Origin of the sequence: Alicyclobacillus tolerans (genome assembly GCF_900142255.1) — a bacterium.
GTDB classification, from domain to species: domain Bacteria; phylum Bacillota; class Bacilli; order Alicyclobacillales; family Alicyclobacillaceae; genus Alicyclobacillus_I; species Alicyclobacillus_I tolerans.
The window spans coordinates 14580-37342 of the sequence record NZ_FRAF01000017.1; the positions used below are offsets into that span (position 1 = coordinate 14580).

The 22763-nt window shown below is 46.1% G+C and carries 25 protein-coding genes; 21 read left to right on the top strand and 4 right to left on the bottom strand.

Annotated features, from left to right (window positions below):
* Nucleotides 1-30: 30 nt before the first annotated feature.
* From BUA75_RS10200 to BUA75_RS10210, 3 genes are all read left to right on the top strand, one after another.
* Nucleotides 31-1089 carry a DUF262 domain-containing protein gene (locus BUA75_RS10200; protein WP_072874506.1) on the top strand — a complete coding sequence of 353 codons (1059 nt, stop codon included), beginning with the start codon at nt 31-33 and terminating at the stop codon, nt 1087-1089.
* A gap of 197 nt (nt 1090-1286) precedes the next feature.
* Nucleotides 1287-1919, top strand: a complete 633-nt coding sequence (locus BUA75_RS10205) for a YdeI/OmpD-associated family protein (RefSeq protein ID WP_072874507.1) — start codon at nt 1287-1289, stop codon at nt 1917-1919.
* A 182-nt stretch (nt 1920-2101) separates the two neighbouring features.
* Nucleotides 2102-2359: a hypothetical protein gene (locus tag BUA75_RS10210; protein WP_165611993.1), complete on the top strand. Its 258-nt coding sequence runs from the start codon at nt 2102-2104 to the stop codon at nt 2357-2359.
* 805 nt (nt 2360-3164) lie between these two features.
* Here the strand turns inward: BUA75_RS10210 and BUA75_RS15640 are convergent.
* Nucleotides 3165-3443, bottom strand: coding sequence for a hypothetical protein (locus tag BUA75_RS15640; RefSeq protein WP_165611994.1), 279 nt, complete (start codon nt 3441-3443; stop codon nt 3165-3167).
* A gap of 231 nt (nt 3444-3674) precedes the next feature.
* A complete protein-coding gene (locus tag BUA75_RS10220; RefSeq protein WP_072874510.1) occupies nt 3675-4040 on the bottom strand; it encodes a hypothetical protein in 366 nt (121 codons plus the stop codon).
* On the opposite strand from BUA75_RS10220, the gene BUA75_RS10225 reads away from it, so the two are divergent.
* The 7 genes from BUA75_RS10225 (at nt 4028) to BUA75_RS10265 (ending at nt 9346) form a co-directional block, all read left to right on the top strand.
* The gene (locus BUA75_RS10225) at nt 4028-4312 is read left to right on the top strand and encodes a hypothetical protein (RefSeq protein ID WP_207549746.1); all 285 of its coding nucleotides are present in this window, start codon (nt 4028-4030) and stop codon (nt 4310-4312) included. The genes BUA75_RS10220 and BUA75_RS10225 overlap by 13 nt on opposite strands.
* A gap of 433 nt (nt 4313-4745) precedes the next feature.
* Nucleotides 4746-5447, top strand: coding sequence for a class I SAM-dependent methyltransferase (locus BUA75_RS10230; RefSeq protein ID WP_341350432.1), 702 nt, complete (start codon nt 4746-4748; stop codon nt 5445-5447).
* Between the two features lie 167 nt (nt 5448-5614).
* A complete protein-coding gene (locus tag BUA75_RS16280; RefSeq protein ID WP_242650301.1) occupies nt 5615-5899 on the top strand; it encodes a YbaK/EbsC family protein in 285 nt (94 codons plus the stop codon).
* A 429-nt stretch (nt 5900-6328) separates the two neighbouring features.
* A complete protein-coding gene (locus tag BUA75_RS15645; RefSeq protein WP_129583605.1) occupies nt 6329-6601 on the top strand; it encodes a hypothetical protein in 273 nt (90 codons plus the stop codon).
* A gap of 143 nt (nt 6602-6744) precedes the next feature.
* Entirely contained in the window at nt 6745-6972 is a 228-nt protein-coding gene (locus tag BUA75_RS10245; protein WP_072874513.1) for a hypothetical protein, read from the top strand.
* Nucleotides 6973-7667: 695 nt separating this feature from the next.
* Nucleotides 7668-8237, top strand: coding sequence for a RelB antitoxin-like protein (locus tag BUA75_RS10255; protein ID WP_072874515.1), 570 nt, complete (start codon nt 7668-7670; stop codon nt 8235-8237).
* Nucleotides 8238-8824: 587 nt separating this feature from the next.
* Complete coding sequence (locus BUA75_RS10265) at nt 8825-9346, top strand: hypothetical protein (protein WP_129583606.1); 522 nt, start codon at nt 8825-8827, stop codon at nt 9344-9346.
* Here the strand turns inward: BUA75_RS10265 and BUA75_RS16115 are convergent.
* Nucleotides 9310-9597, bottom strand: coding sequence for a hypothetical protein (locus tag BUA75_RS16115; protein ID WP_129583607.1), 288 nt, complete (start codon nt 9595-9597; stop codon nt 9310-9312). The two genes, BUA75_RS10265 and BUA75_RS16115, sit on opposite strands and share 37 nt — an antisense overlap.
* Before the next feature lie 330 nt (nt 9598-9927).
* Nucleotides 9928-10347: a hypothetical protein gene (locus tag BUA75_RS10270; RefSeq protein ID WP_072874518.1), complete on the bottom strand. Its 420-nt coding sequence runs from the start codon at nt 10345-10347 to the stop codon at nt 9928-9930.
* Between the two features lie 362 nt (nt 10348-10709).
* Here BUA75_RS10270 and BUA75_RS10275 point away from each other — a divergent pair, with 362 nt between their 5' ends.
* The 11 genes from BUA75_RS10275 to BUA75_RS10325 all read left to right on the top strand — a co-directional run bounded on the left by BUA75_RS10275 (nt 10710) and on the right by BUA75_RS10325 (nt 22747).
* On the top strand, nt 10710-11102 hold the full coding sequence (locus tag BUA75_RS10275) for a hypothetical protein (protein ID WP_072874519.1): 393 nt from the start codon (nt 10710-10712) through the stop codon (nt 11100-11102).
* Nucleotides 11103-11567: 465 nt separating this feature from the next.
* Nucleotides 11568-12014: a helix-turn-helix domain-containing protein gene (locus BUA75_RS10280; RefSeq protein ID WP_072874520.1), complete on the top strand. Its 447-nt coding sequence runs from the start codon at nt 11568-11570 to the stop codon at nt 12012-12014.
* An 80-nt stretch (nt 12015-12094) separates the two neighbouring features.
* On the top strand, nt 12095-13063 hold the full coding sequence (locus tag BUA75_RS10285; protein WP_072874521.1) for a hypothetical protein: 969 nt from the start codon (nt 12095-12097) through the stop codon (nt 13061-13063).
* A gap of 239 nt (nt 13064-13302) precedes the next feature.
* Nucleotides 13303-13884, top strand: a complete 582-nt coding sequence (locus tag BUA75_RS10290; RefSeq protein ID WP_072874522.1) for a restriction endonuclease subunit S — start codon at nt 13303-13305, stop codon at nt 13882-13884.
* 11 nt (nt 13885-13895) lie between these two features.
* Complete coding sequence (locus BUA75_RS10295; protein WP_072874523.1) at nt 13896-15434, top strand: type I restriction-modification system subunit M; 1539 nt, start codon at nt 13896-13898, stop codon at nt 15432-15434.
* A 9-nt stretch (nt 15435-15443) separates the two neighbouring features.
* The gene (locus BUA75_RS10300; RefSeq protein ID WP_072874524.1) at nt 15444-16721 is read left to right on the top strand and encodes a restriction endonuclease subunit S; all 1278 of its coding nucleotides are present in this window, start codon (nt 15444-15446) and stop codon (nt 16719-16721) included.
* 47 nt (nt 16722-16768) lie between these two features.
* The gene (locus BUA75_RS10305) at nt 16769-19870 is read left to right on the top strand and encodes a type I restriction endonuclease subunit R (protein ID WP_072874525.1); all 3102 of its coding nucleotides are present in this window, start codon (nt 16769-16771) and stop codon (nt 19868-19870) included.
* Entirely contained in the window at nt 19851-20606 is a 756-nt protein-coding gene (locus tag BUA75_RS10310) for a M48 family metallopeptidase (RefSeq protein WP_242650302.1), read from the top strand. The genes BUA75_RS10305 and BUA75_RS10310 overlap by 20 nt, the downstream gene beginning before the upstream one ends.
* Nucleotides 20607-20677: 71 nt before the next feature.
* The gene (locus tag BUA75_RS10315; RefSeq protein WP_072874526.1) at nt 20678-21460 is read left to right on the top strand and encodes an adenylate/guanylate cyclase domain-containing protein; all 783 of its coding nucleotides are present in this window, start codon (nt 20678-20680) and stop codon (nt 21458-21460) included.
* Nucleotides 21461-21465: 5 nt separating this feature from the next.
* A complete protein-coding gene (locus BUA75_RS10320; RefSeq protein ID WP_072874527.1) occupies nt 21466-21984 on the top strand; it encodes a Pycsar system effector family protein in 519 nt (172 codons plus the stop codon).
* A gap of 13 nt (nt 21985-21997) precedes the next feature.
* The gene (locus BUA75_RS10325) at nt 21998-22747 is read left to right on the top strand and encodes an adenylate/guanylate cyclase domain-containing protein (RefSeq protein ID WP_072874528.1); all 750 of its coding nucleotides are present in this window, start codon (nt 21998-22000) and stop codon (nt 22745-22747) included.
* The last annotated feature ends 16 nt before the right edge of the window (nt 22748-22763 follow it).

A 22763-nucleotide genomic window follows, 5' to 3' on the forward strand; every position in this document is an offset into this window, starting at 1 on the left:
GAAGCAGGATTTCGCCAGGGAGTGACGCAGATGAAGGCATCGAAAGTCAAACACAAGGTTTCGCAACTGCAACGGATGTATAAGGGGAAAAAGCTGTCCTTTGATTTGGCGATACAAAGAAAGGGGAACATCTGGGACGTGAAACGCCAGTCGATGTTTATCCACAGTGTTCTGGCTGGTTATCCGATTCCGAATCTATTCGCCACCAAGGACGAGAACGTATTTTACCTTCTGGACGGTAAGCAACGCCTGTCCAGCATTTTTGCTTTTCTCAATGACGAATTTGCGCTCTCTTTCGCGCAAACACCTAAGCCCAGTGTGGATGGTATTGATGTAGAGGGACTGACATTTAAGCAGTTGTCGGATGAGTTCCAACAGAGAATTAAGGAGTACCAATTTGAGATCGACGTTGTAGATGAAATCAGTCAGTCGGAGATCGAAGACATCTTTTGCCGACTCAACAATGGTGTCCCACTTCGCCCCATTGAGACGACGAGGGCATTACTCGGCAAGTCGGCTTTAGAATTCGTGGAGAACTTGGCGAAAGTTCCATTCTTCACGGATAAGATCAATTTGTCAAAAGCGGCGAGAAATCACTTCGTCGATCAGGAGTTGGTTCTGCAAATCCTCGCTCTACTCAACGACCCTCTAACGGGATTTAGCAAGAAGGAAATGAAGGACTTTGTTCAGAAGTTGCGCGATGACCATCAGCGTGATCGATTCAAATCACAATTCAATAATGTTTGCTTCTACCTGAATGAAGCCTTCCCCAGCGAGAAAGAAAAGCTCTTGCGGAAAGTGCATATCCCAATGCTCTTCAAGTTGACGCTCGACATGCAACACAGAGGGATAGAGATTCCTGCGGAGACGTTTGGAGAATGGGCGAGAGGCTTTTTGGAGGCTCCGCCTGAATCGTATGTCGAAGCGTGCAGTTCAGGAAGCGCGAAAAAGGAAAATGTCCAGAAACGCCTCAGAATCATGACCGAGGAATTCGAGAAGCATTTCAATGTCAAAGTCCGCGATGAAGTGCCGAATGCGAATGACGAAGTAGCGGCGAGCGTGGAGACGGTGGAAGAGCAGGGCGAATGAGCGGATAGATTGAGAAACGATTCAACGACGAGGGGGATGGTAAGCTCCCCCTCGATTGTGTTTAGCGTTCTGATTTATATACACACTACCGCAAATACTACGCATGTTAGGCGGATATAAATGCCGTTACTCGATGGCGCGGGTGGGCTGATCCAATAAGATGTGGTTTGACGAGGATGTAAAAGAGGGAGGATTTAATGACACACAAAGCGATGAATCCTAAAGTTGATGCATATCTCACTCAGGGTTGCATGCGTTGCAAACTGGGAGGCACTCCAGACTGCAAAGTCCATAAATGGGAGGATGAATTGAAAAGATTGAGAGCGATCCTCCTTGACTGTGGGCTAACGGAGGAATTGAAGTGGTCTCAGCCTTGTTACACATACCAGAAGCGAAACGTCGTGATGATGAGTGCATTTAAAGAATACTGTTCGTTGAACTTTATGAAAGGTTCCTTGTTGAAGGATGCCTATGGTATCCTCGTCAAACCTGGAGAGAATACGCAGGTGGGTCGTCAGATTCGCTTCACCAATGTAGAGGATATCATCAAGATGGAACCTATCTTGAAAGAGTATATACATGAAGCCATTGAAGTCGAGAAATCAGGCGAGAGACCGAAGATTAAAGGGAACCATGAACCAATGCCTGCGGAGTTTCAACGGAAGTTGGATGAAATGCCTGACTTGAAAACCGCTTTTGAGGCATTGACCCCAGGACGGAAAAGAGCATACATTTTGTATTTTTCAGTACCCAAGCAATCCAAAACTCGTGAGTCAAGAATAGAAAAATGTATGCAGAAGATTCTCGATGGAAAGGGATTGAATGATTAGGTCAATCTGTTTTAACCACCAGTACGAATCTTTAAAACGAATGATAACCAAACTGCATAAACACCCATAACAATGGATAACCATGTGATTCTCGGTATTCTACACACCTCTTTTTTCTTGAGGATGTGACTGTACGAATGATCATCAACCGCATTCATGGGTGTTACAAAGAAGGTAGCCGAGTGTTCGACTCCGCGTGGGAAGCGGAGGAATGGACGGATTCCCTGTACCCCGATACCGTAGGTGAGGGATTCGTCAATGTCGGTTATGCCACGCCAGATCAAAAGGTCGTAGATTTTCTGATCCGACAGATACCGCGCTGGGCGGAGTTCCTCAGAAGCCACAACCCATCCATGCCAGCCGTGATCGTACATTCATTGATTGATGTGGTAGATGGACAGCCACGATACAAAGTCTGGATTGAACCTCAGAATGATTGAGCCCCACTCGTTGAAAAGATGGACTGTCGTTTCCAGGCAGACAGCGAATCCCTTCCGTCCGCCGCGTTATTCCCTTCATTCCTGAACAGTACAGAACTCTTTCTTGAAGTGTACGGACACATAGGTCATACGCCATTCCTAACAAGGAGATGTTATTTGGTGTAATATGGTTGGACTTCATGCCGCAAAGGTGGTCGAGGTTTGTAGCGTATTTGACTTTTGTTATGTTGTTCTCGGACGGCTTTGAACTATTAACCGTGTGGTCTGGCTATAGTACGGTTCACAAATGGAACATTGTGTATTCCAGCGTAGTTTATCTCCTTGGCATGTTATTTCTCCGCTGGCATATCCATTTCATTCGGTCACAACCACTGCGGTGAACCCCGAAAAGTCTCAGATGATGAAAAACGAATCCAGGGTAGTTGTGTCTGCTTCAAGTTCCTCCTTCCTCACATCTCCTGTGACATAGAAAGAACGGAAACTATGGCAGTTGTGCCTGTTGAACATGTTGAACAGATGACATGAACATCACGAGATACGGTACTAAAAATGAGATCGCTATCAGCCCAACCCCCAGCATGCCCTTACCAACAAATGCGTTCCTATTGCTTCCGACTCTCAATTCCCACAAAGCCTGCAATAGCTGAAATATACCGCTTAAGAATAAAAGCAAGAATACTATCGCCAACACGAAGAGCATCAACGGAATCGACTACTTCCCAAAGCTATACTGTGTAAAGCAAGTAACGTTTTGCTATCGACTGCGTTCCCTTATTCACCACCGAGCCTATCTACCCTGAAAGTCTTAGGCATGGTGACGTGCTGTCGCCTGTATCGACGAGCTTGCCGAAGTTCCATGCGCTGTGACAGCCGAATAAACGGGACTCAGGGCTACGAGGATTCCGATGATCCAGGTTACTGTCCACAACCAGGAGGTGCTTCGTTTCCGATATAGGGTGACTCCAACGGCGATCAGCAGACTGATGAGAGCAGGAATGCGAGCCACCACACAGCTGATAAACGAGAACAGCAGTAACAGAACTGTTAATGTCCAGAGAATCGTCAGCAAAACCATTCGATACATCGGCATCACCTTTTATTGTCCCTGCCGTATCCTACATGCCCAAACCCTGTTCTTTATCAATTCCATATAAACCCAGCGACTCTTGTTCAACCTATGTTAAGATTGATAAAGGCACGGATGGGTACGGAATCGCTTACGTTTCAACTGATGTTTACATTTCTGTAACGGGTTAATGAAACATTGTGCTCCATTTCAGATTACATATAGTTCTAAACCAAAGTGCAGTTCCAATCAATGGTGGTCAAGCTTTGCTTCTATCATAGCCTTCATGTCTTGGTGGCTGTCCACACCGACAACGATGACTTTATACAGGCGATCTCCGATGTAGTAGTCGTTCAATGTGAGGGAAATCACCTTGTCAGGATGCTCATAAGAGAGGAAGTACCAATCCTCTCCGTGCCAGAAGTGTCCGTCCTGAATATCTCCGATGGAAGTGCCACCTAACCGAATGAGCGATTGTAAGTTTGGTGCGGCGGTATCCACGTTTGCGATGAACTTGTACGGAATCACGATTTTGCGCTTAAATGCCGCGATACTCGTCAATCCCGATAAACGAATCGTCAGTGCATCTTCGCCAAGTTCGATTGTACGAGGCATGGAATCGCTCCTTCTTCGGTTTGATTCCAATTTATCATGAAGTCAAGTTTTGGTCAGCTGTTTTTATGTCGGAGCATGTTCGAGGGCAGAGAGCGGTAAGGGCAGAAGATGGGGCTAAGTTAAACAGGGTTCAAGAAATGTATACAGAAATGTTTCAGGTTATGGATACGTTTGTGGTTCCATTTCAACAAACGCTTTCGGTTAAGTTTCTTGAACCTGATACGCATTTCGTCCTTCAAATCTTTCGCTCGAATCCCTTAATCAATCGTTGATCCAACGCAATCCATCTGCTATGTTCAACTTGCAAGGCTCCTCCCCGCGCGTCACGGAGAGGTTAATTGAGAATATGGCGCACAGGTGCGAATCAATGATGGGACAAGTGGGAACGGAAAAATAAGGAATTCCCTAAGCCTGTTTTACTGATCCCTGCCTCAAAAAGTCGTGTGACCTACCACCGTTAAGAGTAGGAACCCAGGTTGAATAATCTGGGAGCAATAGAAATGGAGACCCCCTGCCGTTGTGAAGTGGGGCTGAAAAAAGATTTGTCAGAGGGTGGCGAAATGCCGCCTTTTCGTCGTTTCGAGGCTAAGGTTACGCAGGACTGAGGGAACCCCTGCACCGTATTCCCACAAGCTTTGACCCAGTATATAGTGCAAAAAGGAGGGGAGCAGATTGGAAGTCATAAAGATCCTGACTGCCGAAGAATTGTATGGGATTCTCAACCAACCTGATGATGATGGAAGCTTTGTGCTGGATTTGGAGGCGGCAAGAGAAGAACGCGCGGAGGAAACTCTGAGGAAGAACTGGATGGTGGTGAATGTGGCACCGAGCAGTGATTTAAGAGTGGTAGTTGGATCTGGCGGAAGCAAGAACAACGTCGGTTGGGTGCACACAGAAGAGGACGAGTTAAATCTATTGAAACGTAGTGATTGGGAACGCATATTTACTCCAAATTCAATTTCCGCCATTCTCGCCGAACACGTTTGGGAACACTTGACGTATGAGGAGGGCATCGAAGCCGCTAAGACCTGCTATGATTTCTTAAAGCCAGGTGGATATGTAAGATGTGCAGTGCCTGATGGGTTCTTCAGAAACGAGTGGTATCAGAATCTTGTGAAGATAGGCGGTCCTGGCCCAGCCGATCACCCAGCGGCAGGTCATAAAATCGTTCATACATATCGGACACTACAAAGCATGTTCGAAGAGGCTGGATTCCAGGTGCGCCTCTTGGAATATTGCGATGAAGATGGCGAATTCCATTACAACGACTGGGACGAGAATGACGGGTTCATTTATCGCTCGAAGAGGTTCGACCACAGAAACCAGAACGGGGAACTTGAATTTGTTTCCTTGATTATTGACGCAATCAAGCCTGAGGAATGGTGCCCATCATGCAGAGGGGATTGACTGTGATGAGTCAGTTGAAAGACGCATAACAAAGTACAAAACAGGTTGTTAGGGCTGGGGTATACCAACAAGGTTGTAGAATTACCCGACAGCACACGAACCGCTTAGGAAGCGGCTGATGCATCGGATGTGAGGTTGCCCAGATTGCAAAATCCATCATCTTTCGTTTGAAGAACTCGGACTGCCCGTTATTGGAGGTTGCAAGCGGGGTCAATCTCGCCAACGATAAACTGCTGAAATCTGATGCAGATTTCGTCCGTGAACGTACAGGATTTGTCATAGGCGGAGTTCCGACGCTCGGTCACAAGGAAACCATCCCCAACATCATTGACGAAGATCTCTTCCAGTTCAAACCGATCTGGGAGGCGGCAGGGCATCTCAAAGCGGTTTTCGAATTAACGCCCGACCAACTGGTTGGAATGACCAAGGGAAGGGTGATGATGATAAAATGAGAGTTGGTTGGGACAAGTAAGTTAGGGCGAATTCCGACGTATCAAGGCATGTATATGTATGGTGTATGTCAAATGTGTTTTCTGCGTGGTACGCTTATTGCACAAATGGGCAGGAGTGTTCCATAGCGGCTCTATACGTTGTGCGATATAGCGTAAATGATTTGCGTTTACGGAAGGGTCGAGTGATAGAATGAAATAAACGATATAGGAAAGGAACACGATATGAAACTAAGTTTTAAGTACGTGCTGTTCAAAGCGCTTACCGCTTTGGTGTCCAGTTTACTTGTGGGGGTATATGTCCTCATAGGGGAATCGATTCGCTATTGGGGTACATGGCATGACCCTGTCATGGGATCAATCTGGATGTTTGCCCTCATTACGCAGTTCTATGCGATACCTGCATATTTATTAGGGGGAGTACCCTGCTCAATGCTAATTGATAGCGTCATATACAGAATAAAGTTGCATTCTTCCTTATCCAGATATTTAACGGAATTCATTCTGTATGCCCTTGCTGGCATCCTTCTCATCGTACTCATTAGGCATGTCTTTAAGTCAGGCACCGTGGTGGTTATTGTCAAAAAACCAACACCTGTTGCCGATGCATTACGATTGGCTTTCGCTGGCGGTCTTCCAGCGTTGTTGTTCTATCACACCTCGATATTACTGCGATGGGTAACCCGTCAAAGAGTGTTGCACTAAATACTGTCGTTAAGGTTAGTTTATTGTCGCTAACGGGTGCAAATGTTTAAGAAGCTTGACCCATCCAAACTGTTAAGACGGTGTATTGCACGTCTTGTTTGTACTTTTAAATTGCGAAAAATGCGGTAAGGGAACACTACGATATGACGAACCCACACGAGTCTCTTCCGCCAGCACCCCCTGCTGAATATGATCGTTTTGTTCGGGAACTTGAAGAGCGGCTCTATGACGGTTGCAGTGTGACATTCGCAGTTCCTCATCAAATTAGCACCTCATTACTGCCGATTGGACTTGAAAGCGGCAAGAGAAGAACAGGCGGAAGAACTTCTGAGGAAACACTGGATGATGAAAGAGCAGGGCCTAAAGGTTAACAGACAGGGCATAAGGTTGAAACGGCACAGAACCCCTTTCCGACATCCGCCTTTGCTGTGGACAACAAAAAAGTTTCAGGATTGATGGAATCAACGTGTCGGATATTATCAAAGTCTCTTGATGCTTGGAACATAACCACATTACTTAATCCCGTATGATATGCTAAAACGAAAAGCTGTATCACGGTAAACTGACTCAAAAATGCTACGATGACGCCCATTGGGGATAGATGAGTGGAGGATAGCATGGACAGACATTGTAGGGCTTGCGGTGAATCGCTTGTCAAGGTGTGGGTGAATTCTGGTTCAGGAACGATCATTTTGGAGGAATCGAAGAAGGGTGGACCTTTTACTAACAGAAGGTCTTCGGCAGTTGATGCTTACCTTTGTCCGAAGTGCGGACGTGTTGAACTTTTTGCACAAAATCCGAAGGTTTTTATGGATGCAAACGATCACGATGGACGGGCTTGAATGATTGAGTAAAAAGCGAAATGAATTCCTCACAAGCGCATTGGACAAACCATATGCGTGTTAGGGGCGTAGCATGACCCATGTGACCTATGCGTTTGTCGGCAGTGATCCAGCTTTAATGCGGACACGTTGGGCAGACCGTCATCAGGCATTTTATAGGTTCGCCGTTGAGTTGAAGGTCCCAGAATGAACGTGTCTTCACAGGGATTGGAGGGGGAAGGGCTATGCTACTGCGAGGCGTAGTGAGTACGATGAACGTTGTGTCGAATTTTGACGAGTTTTTCGACGCGACAGTTAGCGGTCAACCTCAGGTGGTGAAACGGGATGGAGATATCATCATCGTCACATCCCTGAATCAGATGCGGGAGCTACTAACCGCCTATCCCCTCAATTACGAATATGAAGTTGATGAAGATGGACGTTTCGCAGGTTCTATTTGCAAAATCGAGTTAATCGTGGCGGATGGAGCGACAGTGGAAGAACTTCGACTCAATCTGGCGAATCAACTGATTGAATATGCGAACGACTACATGAGCGATTTCTCTCGGTATTTTAACGCACCTAATACTCGACCCCATTTCCCATATGCGCTCCGTGTTTTGCTCGAAGACGACATCGAGGCTGTTGCCTCCGCGTTACGTAGCGTTGCTGAGGATAGCGGGGAAACAGAGAGTGGTGGGAATAGTTCGCTTGGATGTGTGGTGGATTACGTCGAGAAGAACAAGGCACGGCACTTCGGAAAAGTTGTCAAGGATAACAACGCTATCTTAAAAGCACAGAAGGACAAAAACTGAGTCGGTTCAAAAAAGGAAGGGGTTTGACGACTTCTTCAGGTGACAGACGGTTGTCGCGACGCACACGGAAGGAGGGGGATAACATGGGGAATTTTGAACAGCTCATATTTATTAGTTTGGTATATTTGCCTTACGTATTGGCTCTTGTGGGAATCATTTCTTTAATCGTAGGTCTCTATTTCAAAAAGCGTAAGAGAAGTGGAAAAATGTATTTTCTTACTTCGATAGTACTAATGTCAATCGCCTTATTTACATTTTTGGTTCCAGGATTCCTTGTGCTACTCGTGCCGCATTGACAGTAGTCAACCTGTGTGCTGTTCAACTAACGGGTGGGAATGCTCAAGAAAGAAGCTTGGTGCGTCTAAACTGTAAGCGCGGTATATTGGGACGCCGAGTTTTTAACGTTTATAAGATGCGGAAAACATCATACGAGGTGAATACTACACATGGATAACGATATGGCGTCCTCTCACGAGGGCATTGTACCCTCACCGCCTCCTCAGTATGACTGTTTTTTACGGGAGCTTGAAGAGCGGCTATATGACGGTTGCAGTGTGACATTCGCAGTTCCTCATCATAGGAGCACCTTGTTAGCGCGCGGTGTTTTGAGCAGGCTGGAAGCGCGGGGATGTTACACAGCGGAGATTGACCTGTCTGACGTCTCAACGATTGAGGCACTGATATTTCGCTTGCTAACAGGGATTCTTCAATTACGGATTGTAATTACCTCCCTACCGAACTCCTCCCTTAGCGACTTGATAGAGAGCCTGTCCCGACCTGAGATCCGTGCAAAAATCCAAGACCTTGTTGACATACCATATTTGCAAAGGGTCAAGGAACATTCTTTAGAACTCCTGGACGAAAGCATAAGCCTCATGCAACGCATCCCTGAGCAATCCAACAGGCGGCTGGTCGTCTGGTTCCACGAGTTTCAGGTGATCCACAAGATTGACGACCTCTTGCTGAAGCGGCTCCGCGCTCTCTTCCAATATCAGTCCCATGTAACCTATGCATTTGTTGGAACCGACCTTTTCATGATGCGAACCCTGTTTGCTGACCGACACCAGGCGTTTTATCGGCTTGCGGTGATGGTGAAGTATCCAGGGTGAATACAGGGAACGGATAGTAGGGCTTCAGTAATGGTGTTTGGACAGCAACACGGCACATCGTGGAACTTGAAGTTTGGTGAAATGTAGATCATACGTACCGCGTCAATTTTACTTATCGTTACATTACGATGATCAGCTTGGACAGGGCTGGCTCTTACTCTTTGTTGGCACTTTGGAGCGTCAGCACCGCCAACCGCACCCGCACGACGAATGCCTGCACGACCGCCACTCGTCCATATCACAAGACCCATCGCATCCACAGGACTGGGGGAGATGGTACTTCTCATCCAGTTTGGGAGGGGTATGGGGGTGTTTGTTGACCTATAGGGGAAAACGTGAAAGAGATAGAAGTAAAACAGCAAAAATGGCAAGGGATTTGAGATAACCCCTCCATACACCTCCCACTTTCTGAATACAAGCCATCCCCCTCCGCGTGGATGTTGTGGTGTCGGCTGAGAAGACGGGAAGTCATGGAGCGGAGTTCACACACAATGATGCGACTGTACTGGTGTAGGATCTGTTCGGGGTATGCAACGTAGAGGACTGGTACGCCCTCAGACCCGAAGCCCATATACCAAACATCACCTTTTCCGCCGTCGTGGTGCCAACTCCAGAGTCACCTCATTTCGCCACGCCCAGCCTCGAAGTTCCTGAATCACTTTGTCCGTATCCACAAGACTGAACGAAATCGAAAGCGGGTATTTACGCTTCTTGAAATACAATAAGAACGTGGAACTTCGCTCAAGCACCCGAATTTTCCTTACGTCTTCTGCTGTATACGTCGTTTTGGAGAATATCAGTTCACTATCCGTTATGCTGAGTCTCCGATACTTAAATGCAAGATAGAAGGCGAATCCGACCCAGGCAAGCAGATGAGCTGAACCAATTATCCATACGATTTCCTTGTACGGATTGGGTAGGCTGTTTCCAAGAGGAACCCAGATTATAACCAACGCACCGAACGGCGCAACGGTGGGTACGGCGTTCACTTTATATCCCACTGGAATCACCTCCAACAAAGCAGATTCTATTTGATTCTGAGCTTGCAATCCATTCCTATGTTTACGTTTAAATATCTGTAACCATTTTTGTTTACTGATTTGGAACTTGCAACGTTTGTTTATCCCGTCGAACCTATCTCCTCGTTCAACTTTTCCCTGTAAGCAAGATCGACCCAAACAACATTCGGAAAACATAAACCTATATATACGAGAAAAACAGGTGGAAAATTACTGGGAACAGGGAGACCAAACCATTGAGTTTTCTTCCAAAGTGGAAGGGCAGGCAAGTGTAACGGGTTCATCTCCAATTTCGGAGGTAGTAAAACTGCAGTGGTATTGATATCTGCGGTAAGGGGAAAGACGTGCCTCAATCAACGCAAATGGGACATGAGAGCATTGCGGAAGGGAGTGGAGTCGATAGTACCCTTCTGGCGAGCGGAGGTCTAAAAGCGCAGAAAACTCAAAGGGTTGACTACTGGCACCAAGGTACCCTCATTGCCCTGGATGGTTTGCCTGTGATTAAGGATAAAACCGTTTATCAATCAACGCCTTCGCGGTGGGGAGAACGGAATTGGTCAACAGGAACGTACTCAACTGCAGGTATGCAGGTCTGCAAAATGACAACAACGCAAGTGAATCTGCACCAATGTAGGATGCTCAGGGATCTTGTGGTTTGCGGAGAGCTTACAGCCGCCGTAGGTAATCTACGCATCAGTTGCACCGCTCGTGAACCACCGTCAGGCGCACCGTGTTAGAGATATCGACGTCCAATAAGCCAAGTGGTCGTAAAATTTTCATACACTCACGACTTCCCTGTGTAGGCGGTGTCGCGGCAGTTAATATGTGAGCCGCATAGAATCGTAAGCTTTAAAGTGAACAGCGTCATATCTATTCGTGGGAAGGATGCAAACCACAATCCCATGTGGTTTACGGATATGGTTGTTGTTACACAAATGTAAATATTTATTGTTCCATTTGTGTAAACATTTTTGGTTCAACTGATTGATAAGGTTATGTCTCATCTTACATAGGCGTTTCTTGATGCCGAAAGACAATTGATGTTGCACCAGTCCTCCGAACTGCCTGCCTCTATCTCGCCCTGATTCCGTCCTTCTTGCGCCTTTGTGACTGAATAACTTCTATGCCTCTTGAGTAAAAGAAATAGATTCGAAAATACACCAGGATTCCCACTTGGGAAACATTGCAGGAGGCGAACAGATGTGGGCAATGATCACGGTAAGCGTGAAATCCCTGATTCAGTAGGGGCGCGGATTCGGTACTTGCGTAAGCAACTCAACCTCTCACTCAAGGACTTGGAACGTATGACGGGGGTGTCGCCGAGCTACATCAATCGGCTGGAGAAGAATCATAGAAAGGCTCCGAGCGTGCCAATCATCTACAAGCTGGCACCTGCCCTTGGCGTCTCACCTCAGGAACTTATGGAGATGAGCGAAGAGGAGCAGAGGGAAAAAGATGTGATCGAGCTGGTTCTCACACATCATTACACCATCTGTAATGGTATCCCAGCGACGCAACCCATGAAGGACGGTCTCGCCGAATTGTTGCAAACGGTGATGAGTAGCGACCTTGACGGAGCGAACAAGGTGCGTGACAGCATCGTGATTATCGAAAAGGTACGGGAATTACTTCGATTGATTCGGGAATAACCGTAGAGCAGGCAGGGAGGACTCCTTGATAGGGGGTCTCTCTGCTTTGTTACAGGAAGAGCATAAAGGAGGCGTGTTTTGTGAGTTTGAAAGGAAGCGAACGTGAGTTCATTTTCTCGCTGTACTTGAAGGAGCACAAATCCATTTTGGAGGAAGTCATGGGGCGAGGGATAACCGAACCGTTGCTCGAATCATACTGGAAGGGATATAAGCTGGATCTGTTCGGTTATGACAGGGTTATGGGAACATCCGTTATTGCAGAACTGTGGCTTGGTAAATCGGACAGCTACCACCAGGAGCGGCTGTTGAAGCTCATCGATGTACTGGATGAAGGGACGACGTTGCTTTACCTCGCATTTGGTTTCCAGGTCGCGCATGTTCGAGAATTGGAGCAACAAGTGGGTTGCGGTGGAAAACCTATTAAACTGCTGTTGGTTCGGATCACGGATGAGATTATGGAACCACTTGAAACGCTCAACTCCAAGCATAAGCTGGAGGTATATGGATCATTGGGGGCGTTGCGTGAAGTTCCAAATCTCCTTCGGGTTGTCAAAACGATTGAACATCCAGGATTCAAGCACCTGAGCCTGAAGCCTGTTCCAACCAATCAAGAGTTCGACTTTACCAAGCGTGTAGACGTGAATCGATACCTGTTGTATCGCTTGCGGGAGGCGGTACCCAACTTCCTGCCACTCCAACGAGAGAAGCACTTTGTCGAGGACAATGCCACGCTTATCCTTGGCGGCGGGCGTACAGGGATACAGTTCTACATCTCGGCGCGGAACAGGCGCAACCTGGCGTTTGTAGAGTTGAGATTTGACGAAGCGAATCGTGAGTTATTTCGATTGTTTGCGGCAAAACCGTGGTTGTTGCGGGAAAAGATTGATGAGAGGGTGAAGGTTCAAGACAACAGAATCGGGTGCTACTTTAAGGTATTGGACTCGGTGGAAGCCACTGTGGATGAATTGGCGCGGATTTTCGGCAGGATGATCAAACACATTGGTTATCCGTTGTTCGATATCTTGCAGTATGAGCGTCAGATGGCGTGATAGAGCAGAGAGGAGGGCAAAGGCGTTGGGAAACCAACGCCAATACATAAAGAACAAGTTTCAGATGCCCGTTTCTGCGATCTTGCCCACCATTCTCGGCTCTTCTTCCTCCCTACATGTTGATCCCCTCGCAAGCTTGGTAAATTATACTTGACTACGAAAAAATAATGTTATATTGTTTATTTAACAACAACATCGACGATGCAAAATTGTATATTTAACATGAGAGGAGGCGGCGGATGAAACTTGGTCAAGTAGCGGGGATTAAGACAGGGCTGGTGCTTACCAGAAAGAAGGCGGAAGTGGACTACGATGTAAAAGCACAATATCGGTTGGTCACACTGAGGAACATCAATCTCGATGGAACGTTCTCCGATGAGCCATTTGAGCTGTTTCAAAGCAACGACGAATTGGGTGCGGACTATTTCACTCACCTTGGTGACATATTGGTTCGATTGAGCTATCCGTATACGGCGGTTTACATACAAGAGGGACATGATGGACTACTGATCCCGTCGTACTTTGCGGTGATTCGGTTAGAGTCCAGTGGTATCATCGTACCCGCTTTCGTAGCCTGGTATTTGAATACCGAACCTGTGAAAAATGAACTGCGCCGACACCAAACGGGGACGAACATCCCGACCACCAACAAGAGTGCTCTTGCACAGTTGGATATCCCCCGTGTGCCGATTGAGAAACAGCGCATAATTATTGAGCTAAATGCTTTGCACCAAAAGGAAATATGGCTTTACCAACAATTGATTGTGGAGAAACAGAAACTCAATACGTTAGTGGCTTATAAGATTGCGAACATACGTTGAGGAGGATTTCTATGGCGGACCAGCAAGAGAATATTCAAGGTAAGATTAACAACATTCTTTGGCAAGCCTGTGACACATTCAGGGGCAAGATTGATTCCAGTATCTACAAAGACTACATCCTTGTCATGCTGTTCGTGAAATACCTAAGTGACACCTATAAAGAGCGGTTGGATGAGTACAAGAAGCGTTACAAGGGTGACGAGGAGCGGGTCAATAGGGCAATGTCGCGAGAGCGGTTCGTCTTGGACGAGATTTCGACATTTGACTATCTTTACGCCCAAAGAAATAACTCTGAAATTGGCATGATTATCAACAAGGCATTAGAGCACCTGGAAAATGAGAACACGGGTAAATTGCGTGGCGTGTTCAGGAACATCGACTTCAACTCAGAGCCGATTTTAGGTAAGCCCAAAGAACGCAATGCTATGCTTAAAACGCTCTTGGAGGATTTCAACAAACTCGATCTGAGACCCTCGGTAGTCGGTCACGACGATATCATTGGCAACTCGTATCAGTATATGATTGAGCGGTTCGCCAGCGATGCGGGTAAGAAGGGGGGAGAGTTCTTTACTCCCTCTATGGTATCAGAACTGTTGGCGCGATTAGTGAATCCGCAGGAGAATGATCGGATTTACGATCCGACGTGCGGATCGGGTTCGCTCTTGATTCGCGTAGTCAATCAAGTACCAAATCGGAAAGTGGCTGTCTACGGACAGGAACGCAACGGTCAGACTCACTCGTTGGCGTTGATGAATATGTACCTTCACGGTATTGATGATGCAAAGATCCTCTGGGGAGACACGTTGTCGAACCCGCTTCATCTTGAGGACGGTAAGCTCATGAAATTCCAGGTGATTGTCGCTAATCCTCCTTTTTCTCTCGATAAGTGGGCAATGGGCTTTAGTGGCGACGGAACTGACGGCGACAAACCCTTTAAGATGGAGGCAAGTCTCGACCCGTATCGTAGATTCGAATGGGGGGTTCCGCCAAGTTCAAAGGGGGATTATGCGTTTGTCCAACACATGCTTTACTCTCTGGCGGAAAATGGGCGGATGGCAGTTATACTGCCGCACGGTGTCTTGTTTAGGGGCGGAACTGAGTTGAAGATTCGCCAGGCAATTATTGATCTAAATTTACTCGATGCAGTGATTGGACTACCCCCAGGATTGTTTTTTGGAACAAGTATTCCAGCATGTGTGATGGTGTTCAAGAAGAATAGGGCGACACGGGACATTCTGTTCATCGATGCCTCAGGTGAAGGATGTTATGAGAAAGGAAAAAATCAGAACTTCCTAAGAGAAGCTGATATCAACCGAATCGTCGATTCCTACGAAGTATACCAAACACAAGAAAAGTTTTCGTATGTTGCAACCATCGATGAGATCATGGCAAATGACTACAACCTGAACATACCACGATATGTAGACTCTTTTGAGGAAGAAGCGGAAATCGATATGGAGCAAGTAAAGAGGACTATTGCAAGTATCAAGAAGCAGATTGGGGATTTAGAGGTTCAAATGGAACAACACTTAAAAACCTTGGGTTTTTGAGGGGCGCAAATGAAGATGGAGTTGATCAACTTGACCTACGATCCATCCGACAAAGCGAAAGTACCTCCTGGATGGGAAGCTAAGAGTCTACAAGATATCTGTGTTCAGAAGGGGCTTATAAGAGGTCCGTTCGGAGGGGCATTAAAGAAAGAGTCATTCGTCCGAACGGGTTATAAAGTGTACGAGCAAAAGAATGCGATTTATCAAGATGCCCAATTGGGAGACTATTTTATTGATGCACAGAAATATGAGGAGCTAAAGAGGTTTGCAGTCGGAGCGGGAGACTTTATTGTGAGTTGCTCAGGCACTATAGGTCGTATCTTCAGAATACCTGAAGGTTCTCCGATGGGCATTATCAATCAGGCACTTCTTCTGATTAAAACTGACGATCAAATAATTGACAGCGATTATTTTTACCAGTATTTCCAGTGGGAGAGTTTCCAACGGCGAATTATTGATAATACACAGGGCGGAGCAATGGCTAATTTAGTCGCGATGAATATATTCAAGAAAACGACTATTGACGTACCTCCCCTCGAAGAGCAACGAAGAATTGCTGAAATTCTCTTGACTTGGGATAAGGTGATTAAACTAAAGCAGACGTTAATTGAGCAAATTGGATTGCAGAAAATTGGGTTGATGCAAAATTTATTAACAGGAAAGATCAGGTTGTCATCAGCAAAGGGGGAATGGAAGGAGGTCGAGTTAAGACATGTTGGGTCATTTTTGAAAGGCAAAGGTATTTCAAAGGACCAAGTGGTAGAGAATGGTTTCGGCTGTGTCTTATATGGTGAGATTTATACTCGGCATCATGTTTTCATCAGGAAATTTTATTCATTTATCAATGACGAGGATGCCACGGGTAGTACGCAAATAAGAAAGAACGATATTCTGTTCGCTGGTTCTGGAGAAACTGCAGAGGAGATAGGTAAGTGCGTTGCATATTTAGGGGATGAGTCAGCTTATGCTGGTGGAGACATCATCATCTTGAGACCAGAAGTGAAGGTCGATAGCTTATTTCTGTCATACGCGTTAAATACGGGTAAGGCGGCTATCCAGCGTGCAAAGCTTGGTCAAGGACACTCTGTTGTTCATATTTATCCGTCTACCTTGGCTGAAATAAAAGTACCCTTGCCAGACTATGATGAGCAATGTGAAATAGCAAAGCTTTTGCGAGTTTACGATGAATGCATTGATTTACTCGAAGAGGAACTAACCGCGTTGAAACAACAGAAAAGTGGACTCATGCAACTTCTCTTGACAGGTAAGGTCAGGGTTCAGGTTTGAATTTGGATTGAGTTTCAACTCTGTGCAACACATAGGAGGATGGTAAGATGCCATCGGCAGAGGATCTGAATGAAGAGAATATTAGCCAAATACCAGCGATCGAAGTCTTACGAAGGCTGAAATACACGTATTTACCTGCGAAAGAAGCAGAAAAGATGCGGGGCAACTTGCATCAAGTTCTCTTGCGGGCAGTTCTGGAACAGCAACTCCGAAAGAACTCTTACGAGTACAAGGGTAATACTTACAAGTTTAGCGAGAAGAACATTCAGCAGGCAATTCGCGATTTAGACGAACCGTTGACGGATGGACTTGTCAAAACCAACGAGAAGATTTACGAGTCGTTGATGTTAGGGAGGAGCTATTCGGAGAATCTACCTGATGGCTCCAAAAAGTCATTTACCCTTCAGTACATCGATTGGGATCATTGGGATAATAACGTATTTCATGTTGTTGAGGAATTCTCGGTCGAAAGAATGGGCGGGCGAGAGACGGTTCGTCCTGACATTGTATTGTTTGTCAACGGGATTCCGTTTGCCGTTATAGAGTGCAAAAAGGCTTCCATCTCGATGGATCAGGGAATCAGCCAAATGCTTCGCAATCACGGTAAGGATTATGCCCCGCAACTCTTTAAGTTCGTTCAGATTATCATGTCAACCAACAAGAATGAGACGAAATATGCCACATGTGCTACTCCGAAGAAATTCTGGACTGTGTGGCAGGAGCAAGATGAAGCATGGCTCCAGGAACAGCTGAGCCAAACGGTTCATGACCGTCTTCCTACTACGCAGGACAAGAACATCATCTCGTTGTTCCATCCTGAACGGTTACTGGAACTGGCTAAATATTTCATCGTCTATGATAAGGATGTCAAGAAGATCGCACGGTATCAGCAGTATTTCGTCATTAAGGAGATCATTGACACCATTCTTCACGAGACGGATGAACATGGGAATCGTCAAGGTGGGGTGATTTGGCACACCCAAGGTGTTGGGAAGAGCCTGACCATGGTGATGCTGGCGAAATACATTCTGTCTGAACTGACCCAGTATAACCCGAAGGTGATATTGGTTACTGACCGAAAGAACCTGGACAAACAAATTCATCGTACTTTCAATCATTCCAGGCTTAAGGCAAGTCGTGCGACGACTGGAAAACACCTGGTCAGCCTGATCAACGATAACAGCGCGGATATCGTTACCACACTTGTCCACAAGTTTGACACCGCATCAGGGCAACAGCAAAAAATCCTATCCAGGGACGTGTTCGTACTCGTCGATGAGTCTCATCGGACACAGTATGGTGAGTTACACTTAAAAATGAAACAGGTGTTCCCGAACGCTTGCTATTTAGGCTTTACAGGGACACCTCTGTTGCGGAAAGAGAAAAATACCATCGTGAAATTCGGGAAGATGTTCCGACCATATACCATGGCAGACGGTGTTCGGGACAAGATTATTGCTCCATTACTTTATGAGGGCAAGATGGTTGATCAGACGGTTAACCGAAAAGCCATCGACCTCCGTCTGGATATGATCACCCGTCACTTGAACGATAAGCAAAAAGAAGAGGTCATGAAAAAGTGGTCGCAGTTTGAACGGATTGCGTCATCGGATCAGCGGATTAAGTTGATCGCGTTTGATATCAACGGGCACTTTCTAAAGCACTACAAAACGAAGGACATCCACTATACTGCGATGTTAGCCACAAACAGCAAGCTCGAAGCCATTCGCTATTTAGAAGCCTTTGAAGAACTCGGTGATTTGAACTGTGCTGTTGTCATTTCACCTCCCGATCAGCGTGAAGGTTACAGTGAAGTCGATGAAGCATCGGAGGACAAGGTTCAGCAGTTCTGGAAGAAGATGATGGACAAGTATGGCGACGAGGACAATTACGAAGATAGCATCAAGGATGAGTTCGTAAACGGGGATGAGCTTGATCTGTTAATCGTCGTAGATAAGCTCCTTACTGGCTTTGATGCGCCAAATGTCTGCGTCTTGTACGTGGATAAACCTCTCAAGGAGCATAATCTTCTACAAGCCATCGCAAGAGCAAACAGGTTGTATGAAGGAAAAGACTACGGTTTGATTATCGACTATCGCGGGTTGTTGACTAAGCTGGACGAAGCGATGGAAATGTATGCTGGAGCGGGATTGGAGAATTTCGACCCCAAAGACTTGAAAGGTGCCATTTATGATGTCATCACGATTATCGGGGATCTGCGCCACTACTATACGGAGCTTGTGAATATCTTCATTCCAGTGAAGAACAAGAACGATGTAGAAGAGTACGAGGTTCTACTTGCAAATGATGAACTGCGACAGCACTTCTATTCCGTGTTAAGTTCGTTCGGGCGGAATCTTGGTATCGCATTGGAGTCCGAAGCCATTTATAACGCTCTCGGCGCGGACGAACTCAATCGATACAAACGTGACTTAAAGTTCTACCAGGAACTCAGAAAGAGCGTGAAGCTCCGCTACAGCGATACCATCGATCATAAAGAATATGAAGCCAAGATGCAGATGCTCATGGATAACTATATCTCGGCGGAGGAAATCATTCGCATCACAAACCCCGTGGACATTATGGATGAGAAGGGCTTTGAGGAAGAATTGAAGCGTCTCAAATCGCCCAGGGCGAGGGCAGATGCCATCCGAACCAGGTTGTCCAAACGGATTAACGCCAAGTGGGATGAGAACCCAGTTTATTACAAGAAATTCTCACAGCGCATCGAAGAAACCATCAAAGCCTATAAAGAACAGCGGATTAGTGAAGCTGAATACTGGTCAAGAATGCAGGATATCATGAGGGACTTTCGCAAGGGCACTTCGGGCGTTAGTTATCCCTCTAACCTACGAAGTAATGTCAATGCCCAAGCTTTCTACGGCGTTGTACTGGAGGTGTTCCAAGAATCCAATGACGTGAACGACAAGCAGGAATTACTGGGTGAGTTGGCACTTAAAATTGACCAAATCATTGAAAGCCATAGCAAGGTTGACTGGCATGACAACATCGAGGTGCATAATCGAATCGCTCAAGAATTGGACGATTTGCTCTATGACTTCGCGGCAGAGCATCACTTTGAGTTGAATTTTAACCAGATCGATAAACTGATCGAGAGCGTGAAGACCGTTGCCTTACGAAGATACTAACAAGTCAAGCGGTGTGGAGGTTCATCAGGTTGAGTATGGGGAACAGGTAATCAGGTTCACGTTGGAGAGGAAAAACGTCAAACACGTGAACCTCCACATCAAGCCAGACATGACCGTTGCGGTCTCAGCCAATCCGAGTGTACCTCTTGAGTTTATTCTGGGCTTTGTGGAGCGCAAGGCTCCGTGGATCGTGAAAAATGTTCACTACTTCAGAGACGTGCAACCAGAGAGTGAACGAAAACGGGAGTTCGTCAGCGGTGAGTCCTTTCAGTACCTTGGTAAGCAATATCGACTGCGAGTGGAAGAAGCACAAGATGAAGGAGTAACGCTTGATGGTGGCTTCATTTATCTGAGGGTAAAGAACGTAACCGATACCGTTAGGAAGAAGAATCTCTTTGACCAGTGGATGAGGGAACAGGCTAATGTTGTCTTTTCTGAGTCTCTGGAGAAAGTGTACTCGTCACTACAAAAATACGACATTTCAAAGCCACAGATACAGATTCGCACGATGAAGGCAAGGTGGGGGTCGTGCTTAAGGGACTCCCACGCCATTCTTCTCAATTTCGAGTTGATCAAGGCTCCAAAATACTGCATCGAATACGTTGTTCTGCACGAATTGACCCACTTTCTTCACAAGAACCACAACGAGAGATTTTACGGCTTTCTAAGTGCGTTGATGCCTGATTGGGAAAAGCGAAAAGCCATCCTGGACGAAGAAATAGTTCGTGACTTGTAGGCGGGAACTGATGCAGTGGACAAGCAGTGTTTGCCGCGAACCAGGTCACTTTCACGCGGGGAGGGGTTTGAATGGGGTTAAAGGAATACTACGAGGAGAGCAAGCAACGAGTATCTGACCGTTTTGCGGAGGATTTTGAATTGATTGATGTCATCACTGTCCCATCGGTGAATGACAAATCGCTCACCTTTGACAACGTTGGCTATGTTCTGGAATCTACGGTGTTGTATATCGACATTCGCCGTTCTACGAGTTTATCCGACAAGCATCAAAAGGGTACAACAGGGAAACTCTATTCATCCTTTGTTGAAGAGATGATTCGAGCGGCAAGATACCATGGTGGGCATGTGAGGGGAATAGTTGGGGATCGTGTGATGGTGGTTTATGACAGAGAGAAAAACGGAAAGGATTGTTTTACGAATGCCGTGAATACGGCATACTTGATGAACTCTATTATGTCCTATGTTATAAAGCCCTATTTCAAGAAACGTTACAATAATACAATCGAATGCGGGATAGGCATCGACTACGGCTCGATGCTCGTGACCAAAGTCGGAACAATCAGTCGTACCGAAGACCACGGGAATTACAAGGATCTGGTGTGGTTAGGACGTCCAGCGAATCGGGCATCAAAACTGACTGACCAAGCCAATAAAGATGGGTACGACGCAATTATTATTACCGAGAAGGTTTTTGACGAGTACAAGAGGCGCAACCCAACCAGTTCAAGAGATATCACGGAGAACTTATGGAAGCCCGTACAAGTTGGAGTTGGGGATAAGAAACTTTCGTGCTACACAGCGGATATCGTTATGACAGCCATTTCCGATGCTCATGATGCTGAAGGTGGATAAGAGGGATGAAAGACGAGTTAAAGTATTTGTTCGATAAAGTTAATGATTGGCTGAAGTTTGCGGAAGCAAAGCACGTTGCCATCATCACATTTGATACTGCGGCACTGTTTGGATTGATTAGTTTGCTGACAAACAGTTCGATTGCGACGGCGATTAAAGTACCCGTCACCATCTTTGTGATGGGAATAGCAATAAGTTTGCTCATCTCACTATTTTCATTTTCCCCTATCACAAATTCCAGCAAGATAATTCGAACAGAAGGCGGGATCGCCAAGAACGACAATCTACTGTATTTCGGTGACATCTCTAAATACGAGTCACCCCAGTACAAGGAAGCTCTGAAAGAAAAATTCAAATGCCAGCTTTCAGAATGGGAAGGACAATTGGCAGACCAAATCCTGATAAACTCCAAGATTGTTATGCGAAAGTTCAAGCTGTTCAACTGGAGCGTATGGGTTGTGTTAACGTTTGTGGGACTTTCCGTATTGGTCTGTATATCGATGAAGCTATGGGCATTTGGGTGAAGGGGGTAGTTGTATGCCGAATCTAAATGAAAATGGTAAGTTGTTCAGAAAATACGGGGCGGGGCGGAAAGTCGCATACACTCAGAAGTCGTTGGGAACGGTTGTTGTAACGGACAGCTTTGACTATCAAAGGGTGTATTTGAATCCTGAGTTCGCTCGCGAGTTTGACCAGAGGAGAAAATACGAAGTCGTTCTGACCTTTATCGATATATCGGGTTTCTCCAAACAGACGAAGGACATGAGTGCGGATGAGATTGCCGCAGTTTTGGATATGTATTATGCCAACGTGATTCCCTTAATCTACGAATACGACGGCGTTGTTGAAAAGATTATTGGTGATGGCATCATCGCAATTTTCGGAGAACCATTTATCCAGAATGAAAACTTGTATTACTATTTGAGGCGAGCAGAGAATTTCTGTCGCGATGCAATTCTGACGCTTAACGACTTGGATATTCCCTCCAAATGTGCCTTGCATCACGGAGAAGTGATGTATTACTCAACCGTTGGGGTGTCGGATGATTACCTGGATTTAACAATCATCGGCGAACCCATCACGGAACTCTTTCGGCTGGAGAGTGTCAGTCAAGACGGGTGTTTGAATTACTATTCGGACACGGTATACAGACAGATGGTAGAAAGTGACGTAAAAAAGCCAAAGCCTGCCGATGCTCCAATTGGATTCTGGTCAGACGAAACCATCGTTACGCATAATTTGCAAGGTATTGGTGAACGAGGGGTTATGACCTTGCGCCCTGAATAAAGGGATGAAGAGGCTG